This window comes from Paenalcaligenes sp. Me131, assembly GCF_050487225.1.
GTDB lineage: Bacteria > Pseudomonadota > Gammaproteobacteria > Burkholderiales > Burkholderiaceae_B > Paenalcaligenes.
In genome coordinates this window covers 240,796-252,461 of sequence record NZ_JBKQGY010000002.1, presented here as the reverse complement: position 1 = coordinate 252,461, position 11,666 = coordinate 240,796, and the positions used below count along the sequence as shown (strand labels likewise).

At 51.7% G+C, this 11,666-nt stretch carries 11 protein-coding genes; 1 reads left to right on the top strand and 10 read right to left on the bottom strand.

From position 1 onward, the window contains the following. Positions 1 to 22: 22 nt before the first annotated feature. The 7 genes from ACLPHM_RS09350 to ACLPHM_RS09320 all read right to left on the bottom strand — a co-directional run bounded on the left by ACLPHM_RS09350 (position 23) and on the right by ACLPHM_RS09320 (position 6,561). Positions 23 to 262, bottom strand: a complete 240-nt coding sequence (locus ACLPHM_RS09350) for a phosphopantetheine-binding protein (protein WP_135862051.1) — start codon at positions 260 to 262, stop codon at positions 23 to 25. After that, positions 259 to 1,902: a (2,3-dihydroxybenzoyl)adenylate synthase gene (locus ACLPHM_RS09345; protein ID WP_430220968.1), complete on the bottom strand. Its 1,644-nt coding sequence runs from the start codon at positions 1,900 to 1,902 to the stop codon at positions 259 to 261. The genes ACLPHM_RS09350 and ACLPHM_RS09345 overlap by 4 nt, the downstream gene beginning before the upstream one ends. 8 nt (positions 1,903 to 1,910) lie before the next feature. Next, entirely contained in the window at positions 1,911 to 2,603 is a 693-nt protein-coding gene (locus ACLPHM_RS09340; RefSeq protein ID WP_430220967.1) for a 4'-phosphopantetheinyl transferase family protein, read from the bottom strand. A gap of 157 nt (positions 2,604 to 2,760) precedes the next feature. Next, a complete protein-coding gene (locus ACLPHM_RS09335; protein ID WP_430220966.1) occupies positions 2,761 to 3,531 on the bottom strand; it encodes an alpha/beta hydrolase in 771 nt (256 codons plus the stop codon). Then, positions 3,531 to 4,703, bottom strand: a complete 1,173-nt coding sequence (locus ACLPHM_RS09330; protein ID WP_430220965.1) for an ABC transporter substrate-binding protein — start codon at positions 4,701 to 4,703, stop codon at positions 3,531 to 3,533. The genes ACLPHM_RS09335 and ACLPHM_RS09330 overlap by 1 nt, the downstream gene beginning before the upstream one ends. Positions 4,704 to 4,713: 10 nt before the next feature. Then, a complete protein-coding gene (locus ACLPHM_RS09325; protein ID WP_430220964.1) occupies positions 4,714 to 5,502 on the bottom strand; it encodes an ABC transporter ATP-binding protein in 789 nt (262 codons plus the stop codon). Between the two features lie 6 nt (positions 5,503 to 5,508). Then, entirely contained in the window at positions 5,509 to 6,561 is a 1,053-nt protein-coding gene (locus tag ACLPHM_RS09320; protein ID WP_430220963.1) for a FecCD family ABC transporter permease, read from the bottom strand. An 88-nt stretch (positions 6,562 to 6,649) separates the two neighbouring features. Here ACLPHM_RS09320 and ACLPHM_RS09315 point away from each other — a divergent pair, with 88 nt between their 5' ends. Then, on the top strand, positions 6,650 to 7,429 hold the full coding sequence (locus ACLPHM_RS09315; protein ID WP_430220962.1) for an alpha/beta hydrolase: 780 nt from the start codon (positions 6,650 to 6,652) through the stop codon (positions 7,427 to 7,429). 22 nt (positions 7,430 to 7,451) lie between these two features. Here the strand turns inward: ACLPHM_RS09315 and ACLPHM_RS09310 are convergent, their stop codons facing one another. The 3 genes from ACLPHM_RS09310 to ACLPHM_RS09300 all read right to left on the bottom strand — a co-directional run bounded on the left by ACLPHM_RS09310 (position 7,452) and on the right by ACLPHM_RS09300 (position 11,663). Continuing rightward, positions 7,452 to 8,144, bottom strand: a complete 693-nt coding sequence (locus ACLPHM_RS09310) for a dienelactone hydrolase family protein (RefSeq protein ID WP_430220961.1) — start codon at positions 8,142 to 8,144, stop codon at positions 7,452 to 7,454. Positions 8,145 to 8,338: 194 nt separating this feature from the next. Then, complete coding sequence (gene gabT, locus ACLPHM_RS09305; RefSeq protein ID WP_135865991.1) at positions 8,339 to 9,604, bottom strand: 4-aminobutyrate--2-oxoglutarate transaminase; 1,266 nt, start codon at positions 9,602 to 9,604, stop codon at positions 8,339 to 8,341. 277 nt (positions 9,605 to 9,881) lie between these two features. Then, positions 9,882 to 11,663 carry an IlvD/Edd family dehydratase gene (locus ACLPHM_RS09300; protein WP_430220960.1) on the bottom strand — a complete coding sequence of 594 codons (1,782 nt, stop codon included), beginning with the start codon at positions 11,661 to 11,663 and terminating at the stop codon, positions 9,882 to 9,884. Between the last annotated feature and the right edge of the window lie 3 nt (positions 11,664 to 11,666).

The window sequence follows — 11,666 nt, the reverse complement described above, 5'->3', positions numbered from 1 at the left end:
GGTAACAACAGCGTGAAACAAATCAGGAGGCAGTATGAGCGCTAACCAGCGACCACCAGTGGCTAAGGGTAGCGTCTTCTGCCATCTGTGAGAACTCAATACGAGCGCCAGCTTCACGCCAGCGTGACGCCAAGGTCATGGCGCGCATGGAGTCTAAGCCCCAGTCCATTAAATTGTCGTCATCGGCAATCTCGCTGGGGTCTTCATGTAGCATGGCAGCAATATCTGCACGCATGCGTTCTAAGGTTAAGGTTGTACTCATGATTCGGTTGATTGAGTTTGTAGTTGAGCCTGCAGTTGGGCACGCAACGCTTTACGGCTGATTTTGCCCGCAGCAGTAGAGGTGAAAGCATCCACAAAAATGATTTGATCAGGCACTTTAAACTCGGCTACACCGCGTTCGCGTACCCATTTTTTCAAATCTATAGCACGTAGTTTTTGTTCACCTTTAGGGATCACGAAGGCGCAACTGCGTTCACCCAAATAATCATCGGGAACAGACACTACGGCTGCATCAAAAACTTGTGGATTGGCCAACAAGTGGTCTTCAATTTCTTCAGCAGAGATTTTCTCGCCGGCACGGTTGATGTGATCGCCTGCGCGGCCTTGAACAATTAAATAACCGTCGTCAGTCAGGCGCACGATATCGCCTGTGCGGTAGTAACCGTCAGAGGTGAATGAGCGTTGGTTGGCGGTGGGGTTATTGTAATAAGCACGAATGGTGTAGGGCCCACGAGTAATCAGGTGCCCCGTTCCGCCCGGTGCGACGGGCTGGTCATTATCGTCTACGATCAGGATTTCATCGTCGGGGCTAATAGGATAGCCTTGGGTTTCCACGATGGTTTCTAGGTCGTCACCCAAGCGGGTGTAGTTCACCAAGCCTTCGGCCATGCCGAATACTTGTTGCAGCGTAACACCCAAGGTAGGGTGCACGCGCTTCGCCACTTCAGGTATCAGCTTGGCACCACCCACTTGTATAACTTTGAGGCTAGACATGTCGTAGGCAGAACGGTTGACGGCTTCTAGCCATAACAGCAGCAAAGGCGGTACCAAACTGGTGAAGGTCACACGCTCTTGCTCTATCAATGCAAAGCAGTCTTCTGCGCTAGGGGAGGGGGACAAGACCACGCAACCACCCGCATACAAGGTGCCCATAAAGCCGGGGGAGCTCATGGGGAAGTTGTGTGCCAAGGGCAAAGCACCTAAGAAAATACTGTTTTCGTCTAGGTCACAAATACGGGCACTTTCACGTAAGGTATAGATGTAGTCATCATGCGTGCGCGGAATGAGTTTGGATAAACCTGTGCTGCCACCAGAGATCTGTAAAAAGGCGACGTCTTGAGGCGACGATACGTTGATAGGGAAATCGTGGGGCACGTCAGTTTGCTGCAATTCAGCAAAAGGCGTGTAGCTACCTGCATCGCCTACTACAAAGATATCTTGCAGTTCAGGGCAGCGTTCTTTCAGTTCAGCAGCCAAGTCGCGGTAGTCAAAACCACCATGGTTATCGGCGCACAAATAAGCTTTGGCGCCACCTGTTTTGGCAAAGTGCTCGATCTCGGTAATGCGGTGTGCGGGCAACGAGTATAGCGGTATGATGCCTGCACGGAATAGACCAAAAATAGCGCAGATAAATTCTGGAATATTCGGCAGATGCACGATGACTCGGTCACCTTTTTTCAGCCCTTTTTGCAACAAACCAGCGGCAATGGCTGAGGCTTGTTGATCCAGTTCGGCATAAGTCAAACGTTGAGTGCCGCCCACAATGGCTACGCGATCAGGGTATTGGGTCGCGCGTTGGCGCAGCATGGCGCCAAAGGTTTCGCCGCGCCAATGGCCTGCTTGCTGGTAGCGTTGTACAAATTCGGATGGCCAAATCTGGGTAGGGGTCTCTAGACTCATAATAAATATCAGTGCAATAAACGGTGAAGCTGTTCACTCTGGAGATGGTGTGTCTGCAACAGAGGATCAGCTAAAGAGGAGGCAACCGCACAACAGTAGTTATAAGGAGCCGGGCAGAGGCTCACTTGATGGTGCTGTAGCCCCAGAGTGGCTGGGCTGTGACGTAGCGGTTGGAAGTGTTCTGTAGGAGGAAGTAAGTCTAGCTCTACAGGGTCAGTGCGTAAGCCATTTCCGTGTGCTTTGAGTAGGGCTTCTTTGCTGGTCCAGTAGGCAAAAAACCTTGAGCCATGCAAATGCTGGGCTTCAGGTTCTGCAAAAAAATGCTGCGCGAGTGCACGGGTGTCCAACGATGTTGCTGTGTGCTCTACATCCACACCTACAGATAGGCTAGATACCGCAATACTGATTAGCTCATGTGAGTGGCTAATGTTAAAGCAAGGCAGTGGAACGTCAGCCGCGAAATGGGCGTGGGGTTTGCCATGGGTATCAGGCATCAGACGTACAGTGTGAGTACCTACGCGATTGTGGTGTGCCAGCAAATGATAGGTTGTGGCATAGGCCAGTTTACGTATCTGTTGGTGTGAGGGTTGGCGCGCTGCATTCACATGAGCCCAGTCTTGATCACGCAGACACGCAAAGAAGGACGATGGCAGCCCCTTCGCTATGTGAGTATGCAAGTGATAGACGTAAATGGTGTTCATTGCAGCAATGCTTGTAGTACCGCCGTGTGTGCATGCGACCGTGCGGATGCCCTTATAAATGATACCTATTTGCGGAATGAAATCCATTCCATTTAATAATCATTCTCATTCTAAAGTGCTTTTGTGGTGAAAGCCAGCATCACGACGGTAATTCACGTTATAGCCGCATGAGTTCAAGGGCGATTGTGGCTGAGTGAGCCAGCATGGGGCCGTGTGCCATTTGTGGGCATAACTCTAACTGGCAGTAGGGTTGCAGCGTACTCGGTAAGGCATGTAGCCACGCTTGTATCAGGGGCAGAGTGGGTTCGCCAGGCGGGCGTACTTGCCCAGGCTGCTGCGGGTGCGCATGCCATTGTTCATTTTCGCCCAACAGTATGCGCAAAGGAGCGGGGTGAGGGGCAGGATGAATGCCCGCCGCTAACTGATGCAGATGCGGCCACCGCCACCATACTGATGGGCTAGCGACGATGTACTGTGCAAACGTAGTGTCTGGTTGTAGCCAAGCGTACAGCGCATACAGGCCTGCGTAGGAGTGTCCAAACAAGCCTAGTCGTGACGTCTGTAAATCTACGTGTGGTTGCAGGGCTGGCAAAACGTGTTGCGTTAAGAAAGCACTAAATTCAGCAGCACCACCATTTTTCCATGTGGAGACACGGGGGTCTACGTTGCCATCAGGGTGTGGTGGGGTGAAGTCGTAGGCGCGTCGTACAGCGGTTTCTGCTTGCGACAAGCCATACCCTACACTGGCAATATTGATGCTGCGTGGGTAACGCTGCACAAACTGTTGAATGCTGTCCTGTACCCAATCCCCATCCAGTAACAGCAAGGTGGGGGCTTCTGCTGAGGCCGTCCACAGGCGCAGTGTATAGGTCTGGCCTGTGGGGTTAGTCAGTGACAGGGTATGGTCAGGGGGCAGCAGTGCACGCATTAGGGTTGTGTGGCGCTAGGTTGTAGCTCAACCATGTAGGTGCCTTGCATAGGAATTGTCAGAAAACGCTCATTGATTTCGTTCAACGTATCTAAGGCTGAACGATCCTGAAAGCGCTCTGGGTGTATCCAAGCCGCTAGGGCCTCAATAAATACCACGTGCAGGGGTGAGTCATTAAAAGCGTGCCAAATACCGTAGGCCTTGCCATTTTGCGTGGCGGGCAAGGATTGCAGGCGGTTGCTGTCGATAATGCGTTGCAGGCTCTCGCGGGCTTGGGCTTCTTCTATGCCCGTACCAATGCTTAGGCCTTTGTCTGCGCGTTTGCCAGCGCCTGTGCCGGTAGCCACATATACGCTAGGGTTACGTGCATTGATGTACTCGAAGTTCAGTCTGCCTGTTGCAGTTTTTAATACGTCGCTGCCAATGTTGTGGCCACCAGCGTAGCTGATCATGTCGTTGAAAGTACCTGTCCCAGGCGAGTTGCAGCAGTCTGTGCTGCCCGCATGGGCGTGTACAAATACAGGGGGGCGATCTTCGGCATCTACATCAGCCAAACGGTCGGCCACTTCTTTCATGTGGGATTCGTAAAGGGAGATAAATTCTTCCGTACGTTCAGCTTGGCCTACGGCTGTACCCAAAGCACGAATGCTGGGTACGGTGTTTTTGAGTGGGTCCACAAAGAAATCAATCACGATCACCGGTACATTGGCAGCGCTGAAGCGTTGAATCAGTTGTGAGTTCTCTGGGTCTTCGCCTGCTTTAATGCCAGCAAAGTTGGAGGTCAAAACGACTAAGTCTGGACGTTGTGCCAAGGCTTGTTCCACAGAAAAGCTTTCTGCGGTATGGCGACCTACTACAGGAATATTCGCGATCTCAGGAAAGCGTGCTTTGTAGGTGTCGTATTCATTGGAGAACGAGGTGCGGAACTCATCAGACCAACCTGCTACGATGCTAGCGGGTTCAGGGTGTACCAGCGCTAATACAGGCAAGTGACGGGCTTGGGTCAGAATGACACGTTTAGCTGGCGCAGGCAGCGTAACGGTGCGGCCTAAGGCGTCAGTCACCACAATAGGCGTTGTATCGGTGTCAGCCGCGTGAGCAGGAGCAATGAGCAAAAGGCTGCAGCAGCTCACTACCACGACGCGAAGCAGGTTTACGCAAGAACGGAGCATGTGGTCTTACCTATAAAATGGGTTTGCGCAGGCCATCAATCAACACTTGATGTATGCCTTTAGAGCAGCTTTCTATACGGGCGGAAACGCCATAAGCATCGCCCAGTGTTTGGCTGTTGATCACCTCGTTGGGCGGACCTTCTGCTAACAAACCACCGCCTCTAATCATGACGGCGTAGTCGCAATGGCGCAAAGCGATGTTTAGATCATGCAACACAATCAAGGTGGTGAGTTGGTGCTCGTGGGTTTCTTGGCGCAGCAGATCCATTACGTGGAATTGATAGTTCAAATCCAGCGCAGAGAGCGGCTCATCAAGAAGCAATAAACGAGGGCGACGAATTAAGGCTTGCGCCAACCCCACCAACTGTTTCTGGCCGCCAGATAGTTGATCTAAATAGTGCAGGGCCAAGTGCTCAATGCCAAGGCGTTTGAGCAACGATAAGATGGCCTCTTCGTTGATTTGCGTGCTGTTATCTGGGGCTAAGGCTGATGCTTTAGCGGCAACCAACACAGATTCAAATACGCGCAGGTGTACTGACGCAGGTAACGATTGCGGTAAGTACACCACATGCTGCGCGCGTTGCTCAAAGCTGCTGCGTGCCAGGTTTTGGCCATCCAGCACCACTTCGCCTTTACTCAGCTTTAAAAGGCCAGCCAAGGCTTTAAGCAGGGTGGACTTACCGCTGCCATTCGGGCCTAACAAGGCAACCAGTTGACCGCTTTTCATGGGGGCCAAACTGAGATCGGAAATAATCGTACGTTTGCCGTAGGAAAGTTGCAGGTTACTTACGTCTAGCATGGGCAATTAACGGCTTTGGCGGCGCAACACCACCGACAGGAAAAAGGGCACACCCACCAAGGAAGTCACAATACCTACTGGTACGATGATGCCACTGGAGAGGTTTTTGGATGCAATAGAAGCCAAGGACAAAATCATGGCACCAATCAGTGCACTGCCAGGCAAATAAAAGCGGTGGTCTTCACCAAAAAGGCGGCGCGAGATGTGCGGTGCAATCAGCCCAATGAAGCTAATCGTCCCTACAAAAGAGACGGCCAAAGCGGCTAAGAAGCTGATGCGCAGTAGCGATGTTAAACGCAGGCGCTGTACATTAATACCAAAGCTGGTGGCACGTTCTTCGCCTAAACGTAGCGCTGTGAGCTTCCATGAGTCACGTAAAGCTAAGGGCAGAATAATGGCAACCGCCAAGAACATGGCGCCCACTTTAGGCCACGTGGCACGCGACAAGCTGCCCATGGTCCAGAACACCAACGCTTGCAAGTCTTCGGCGCTGGCCACAAACTGCATCAACGATACCAAAGCATTAAACGAAAACACCAACGCAATACCAAACAACACCAAACCTGAGCTGCTCATGCCCCCCCAACGGGCTACGGCATCCAGCAGAAATGCTGAGAGCAGCGCAAAAATAAAGGCATTACTGGCCACCATCCATGCATGGGGCAGGCCAGGTAAAGATAAATCCAGAATGATGGCTAACGAGGCACCAAACGCTGCTGCTGACGAGATACCTAACGTAAAGGGGCTGGCCAGTGGGTTATTCAAGATGGTTTGCATCTCTGCACCCGCCAAGCCTAAGCCTAGACCTATGGCAACCGCCATCATGGAGTAGGGCAGGCGGAACTCCCACACAATGACTCGTGTGGTAGGTTCTGCGTCCGCAGGGCTCAATAGAGTTGTAAAGAGTTCTGACCAGCTCAATGCTGACGGACCTAGCGTAAAATCAGCCAGAGTGGACAGTACAATAACAAAAACCAGAGCGGCAATAAGTAACCAGCGCGTGCGTAGCAGGCGGTGGTAGGTATGGGCTGCAAGCGCAGGGTTTGATGCGATGGACATCCTGGTGTAAATGAGAATGGTTTATGAAACTATGAGTATAGTGGATTGAGCCGCGAGTTGCTGGACTGAATCGTGATAATAGGCGTTTATGAATCATGCAAAATTGACGGTGCAAACCGCTGAAGGCGATGAGTTACCTGTTTGGCTAGCGTGGCCAGAGGCGATTCCCCCTGTGGGCGGGTGGCCAGTGATCTACGTGCTGGATGAAAAAGAATTTAGGCTGCTGTTGCAAATGCGGCGCGAAGCGGGCGGACAAAGTCAGGAAGCGGTGCTGGTGGGCATAGGCATACCAGATGCTGAGCGCCGACATTATTTTTACACCCCTAGGCTGGGACGAGTGACCGAGCAACCGGCTGGTACTGGTGGCAGCGGTGTGTTGTTGCAAACCTTACTTAATGTGGTGGTGCCTGAGGTAGAGCGTTGGTTAGCAGTCAAACCCTTATCGTCAGCGACGTTGGCAGGTCATTCGTTGGGGGCGTTATTTGTGTCGCAGTTGTTGCTGCAAGAGCCCACTCGCTTTAAACGCTACGTGATTTCCAGCCCTTCTGTATGGTGGGGCGATTTTTATCTATTACGTCAGGCTGTGGAGTGGCGTTGCCGTAGTCTGGGGACGCATAGGCCTGCTGTGTATGTGAGTGTAGGCAGTTTAGAACAAGGGCTAACGCCGGCTGATTTGTTGCAACCCATAGAGAAACAACAAGAAAACCAGCAGCGTCGTGAGCGTCGACGCATGGTGGATGGCGCACGCCAGTTGTTTGAGACGCTGGATGCAACGGGGTGTTTTGACGTGGTCTTTTCAGTGATTGAAGGGGCAGACCACGGAACCGCCTCTGCCCAAGCCTTCGATGTGTTGATCGCCGCCGAATAAGGGCGGCGTATGTACTGCTACGTTATGCTGTAAAACGCTGTAGAAAAGCCAGTGATTGTGCATTGGCTTGTTGTGCAGCACTGTCTACAAAGTGCACGCCACCGGGACGAGCAAAAGCATGATCACAACCTTCATGCAGTACTACTTCCCACTCAGATCGCTGAGCTACATTGTCTTCAATGACTTTGCGCACATCGCTAGGTACATAGTGGTCTAGTTCAGCAATGTGTAGCAAAGCAGGGGCCGCTTTGGCGGGTAGAGCCGGTAGCAGGTCTTGCAGGCCTACGCCGTAGTAACTGACAGCGCAGCGAATAGGGCTATGAGCCGCCATCAATACTACTAATCTACCGCCCATGCAGTAGCCTTGGGCTGCAATGTTTTGGTGTCCTAGTTGTTTGGCTAAGAAGCTGCGAGTGGCCTCTAAGTCTGCCAGTGTCTCGTCGTCTTGCATGTTTTGCATCAGCTCTACGCCCAATGCAAACTGTGTTTGGTTGGTGGGGTTGAGCTCTAGGCCGGGCTCTTGACGCCAAAACAAATCGGGACAAATCACGTTGAAGCCTTGAGCCGCCCAGTATTGCGCCAGTTTCTGCATGGCGTGGTTAATGCCAAAAATCTCTTGAATCAGCACCAGTCCTGGAGCATTTTTATCAGCGGCAGCGACATAAAGGGCTTTCATGGTTTTGCCCTGTCCTGTAGGTATCTGTACGTAGTTCATGCAAACTCCTTGATGGATGGTGTGAGGATCACGCGGCGATGGTGCAGCGAAAAGCGTAGTGTAACAAACGCGTTTGCTAGGCGGGGCAGCATCATTGGGATAAAAAAAGCCCCAGTAACGGTAAACGTTACTGGGGATGAAGAGCACCATGTTGTCATGGTTTGACGCAGGCGCAACTGCGTCGTGCGGTTGTATTAACCGCGGATAGCCGCTTCCAGAATATCCAGAGCCTCAGCCATTACTGCATCGGTGATGGTCAATGGGAACAGGAAGCGAATAACGTTACCTTCAATACCGCATGTCAACAGAATCAGTTTGTTGGCCAATGCACGGTTTTGAATGTCTTTAACTAGTTGTGCTGCAGCTTTGCCAGTTTCTGGATCGCGGAACTCAACAGCAACCATTGCGCCCAAACCACGTACTTCACAAATGGTTTTAACGTCTTTAGCGATGTCGTTCAGGCGTGCTTGCAACAGATCACCCAACTCAGCACCACGTGCCAGCAGGTTCTCTTCTTTGATGGTGTCGATCACGGCCAATGCGGAAGCAACAGCCAATGGGTTACCAGCGTATGTACCACCCAGACCGCCAGGAGCAGCAGCGTCCATAACGTCTGCACGACCGCTCAGGCCGGACAGAGGCATACCACCGGCCAAGCTTTTAGCCATTGTGGTCAGGTCAGGTTGTACATCGTAGTGTTCCATGGCGAACAGTTTGCCTGTACGACCGAAACCAGTTTGTACTTCGTCAGCCACCAGCAAGATGCCGTGTTCGTCACATGTTTCACGCAAGAAGCGCATGAATTCTGGAGGACATACGTTGAAACCGCCTTCGCCTTGTACAGGTTCTAGGATGATTGCAGCCACACGTTTAGGGTCTACATCAGCCAAGAACAGGTGTTTCAGCGCTTCTTTAGCGTCTTCGATGGTCACACCAGCTTGTGCGTTAGGGTACAGAGCGTGGTAGATGTCGCCTGGGAAAGGACCAAAACCCAGTTTGTATGGGTTTACTTTACCTGTCAGAGCCATACCCAGCAGAGTGCGACCGTGGAAAGCGGAGTTGAAAGCGATCACGGAAGGACGGCCTGTGAAAGCACGTGCTACTTTGATGGCGTTTTCAACAGCTTCAGCACCAGTGGTGAAGAATGCAGTTTTCTTAGGGCCTGTGCCTGGGGACAGTTCGTTTACTTTCTCAGCCAGTTCTACGTAGCTTTCGTAAGGAACCACTTGGTAGCAAGTGTGTGTGAAACGGTCCATTTGCTCAGCAATGGCTTTCATCAGGCGTGGGTGACGGTGACCGGTGTTCAGCACCGCAATACCGCTAGCAAAGTCAATGTAGCGATTGCCTTCGATATCCCACAGTTCAGCGTTTTCGGCGCGTTCTGCGTAGAAATCACACATTACACCAACACCACGTGGGGTGGCGGCATCTTTACGTTTTTTCAGATCTGCGTTGCTCATGAGGCGACTCCGGGTCAATTCGTGTATTCAAGTATTCTGTTTTTCGCGAGACAGGGCTATCTGGTTGCTGACAGGTAACCGAAGAAAAAGCGATGTCATCGTGAATAGGGTATAGCTTAAGTCTTAGCTGGTGCTTTCAAAAGAGCCACTTGTGATGGATTATAGAGAACCATTACCGTACCACTTGTGTGCGACATAAAAAACGCCCTCAAACAGCAGAAACTGTATGGGGGCGAGGAAGAGGGTGTTACGGAAATTTGTGGTTGTTAGGTCGTATCTAATGATTGTGTCTAGGCAAGGTCTGGCTGACATTACTAAATTGCACTGCACTTTCCAGTACCGCTCCTGTGTTTAATTGACCCACGTCGTCACGGTAGATTTTTTGCCATGGTGTGGCGGTGGCAACAACTGGTGGCTTAAAGAGGGCTTTGCGCCTTGCAATTTCTTCTGCATCTACCAATGCATCGCAGCGACCATTGTTTAAATCTACGCGTATCAGATCACCTGTTTGCAACCACGATAAGCCACCACCAGCAGCGCTTTCAGGCGAGGCATGCAAAATAGAGGGGCTGTCCGAGGTGCCAGACTGCCTGCCATCACCCAAGGTGGGTAAGCTAGTAATACCTTTTTGTAGCAAAGCTTTAGGTGGTTGCATGTTGACCACTTCGGCGGCGCCGGGCCAGCCCAAGGGGCCAGTGCCGCGAATCACTAGAATGCAGTTCTCATCGATATTAAGTGAGGGGTCGTCTATGCGTTGGTGATAGTCTTCCGAGCCTTCAAACACAATAGCACGTGCTTCAAATACTCCTTCATGGCCCGGTTTACGCAAATACTGTTGTGCAAACTCTTCAGAAATTACACTGGTTTTCATAATGGCAAAATCAAATAAATTGCCAGATAACACTCTAAAACCAGCTTGGTGTTTTAACGGTGCTGTGTAGGGAAGAATGACATTGCGATCGGTGCTCTCTCGATCTCGTAGGGATTCGCTTAGGGGTTTACCGTTCACGTTGACGGGTTGTTCATCTAGCTTACCGTTTTGCCATAGCTCCCACATGATGGCGGGTACCCCCCCTGCTCGGTGGAAGTTTTCGCTGAGGTATTCGCCAGCAGGTTGCACGTTAGCGAGCAAAGGAATGTCGTAGCCGTAGGTTTGCCAGTCGGTATCAGCGAGCTCTACCCCTGCATGACGTGCCATGGCGACTAAGTGAGGTTGCGCATTGGTAGAGCCACCAATAGCTGTGTTCACCCTAATCGCATTTAAGAACGCCGTACGAGTCATGACATCCAGAGGGCGTATGTCTTCGTGTACCAGTTCTACGGCACGTTTACCGGTACGGTATGCCATTTGAGAGCGCTCACGGTAGGCGGCGGGTATGGCGGCACAACTGGTTAGCGACATACCTAAGGCTTCAGCCATTGCATTCATGGTAGAGGCCGTGCCCATGGTATTGCAATGGCCTACCGAGGGTGCAGAATCTAAAGCACGTTGGAAAAACTCTTCTTTGTCTATGTCTCCTGCTGCATAGGCGCGTCGTGATTGCCAGATTACGGTGCCAGATCCTACGCGTTTACCTTCGTGCCAGCCGTCCAACATGGGGCCACCAGACAGCACAATTGCGGGAATGTTAACCGTGGCCGCAGCCATCAAGGCAGAGGGAGTGGTTTTATCGCAGCCGGTGGTTAACACCACACCATCTATAGGGTATCCATACAGAATTTCCACCAAACCTAGATACGCTAAATTACGGTCTAGTGCGGCTGTGGGGCGTTTGCAGTTCTCGAAAATAGGGTGGGTGGGGAATTCCATAGGAATTCCACCTGCATCTCGTATGCCATCGCGTACCCGTTTTACCAGTTCTATATGCACACGGTTACAGGGGGTAAGATCGCTGCCACTTTGGGCAATGCCAATAATAGGTTTACCAGAGCGCAGCTCTTCGGGGGTGATGCCGTAGTTCATAAACCGCTCCATATACAGAGCGGCTAAATCTATGTGTTCGTGGTTATCGAACCAGTCTTGCGAGCGCAGGCGCTTAGGGTTGTGTGGGCTAGTCATGCG

Coding starts and splice junctions, on each gene's coding strand:
- ACLPHM_RS09350 (WP_135862051.1), bottom strand. CDS start 262: ATGAGTACAACCTTAACCTTAGAACGCATGCGTGCAGATATTGCTGCC.
- ACLPHM_RS09345 (WP_430220968.1), bottom strand. CDS start 1,902: ATGAGTCTAGAGACCCCTACCCAGATTTGGCCATCCGAATTTGTACAA.
- ACLPHM_RS09340 (WP_430220967.1), bottom strand. CDS start 2,603: ATGAACACCATTTACGTCTATCACTTGCATACTCACATAGCGAAGGGG.
- ACLPHM_RS09335 (WP_430220966.1), bottom strand. CDS start 3,531: ATGCGTGCACTGCTGCCCCCTGACCATACCCTGTCACTGACTAACCCC.
- ACLPHM_RS09330 (WP_430220965.1), bottom strand. CDS start 4,703: ATGCTCCGTTCTTGCGTAAACCTGCTTCGCGTCGTGGTAGTGAGCTGC.
- ACLPHM_RS09325 (WP_430220964.1), bottom strand. CDS start 5,502: ATGCTAGACGTAAGTAACCTGCAACTTTCCTACGGCAAACGTACGATT.
- ACLPHM_RS09320 (WP_430220963.1), bottom strand. CDS start 6,561: ATGTCCATCGCATCAAACCCTGCGCTTGCAGCCCATACCTACCACCGC.
- ACLPHM_RS09315 (WP_430220962.1), top strand. CDS start 6,650: ATGAATCATGCAAAATTGACGGTGCAAACCGCTGAAGGCGATGAGTTA.
- ACLPHM_RS09310 (WP_430220961.1), bottom strand. CDS start 8,144: ATGAACTACGTACAGATACCTACAGGACAGGGCAAAACCATGAAAGCC.
- gabT (WP_135865991.1), bottom strand. CDS start 9,604: ATGAGCAACGCAGATCTGAAAAAACGTAAAGATGCCGCCACCCCACGT.
- ACLPHM_RS09300 (WP_430220960.1), bottom strand. CDS start 11,663: ATGACTAGCCCACACAACCCTAAGCGCCTGCGCTCGCAAGACTGGTTC.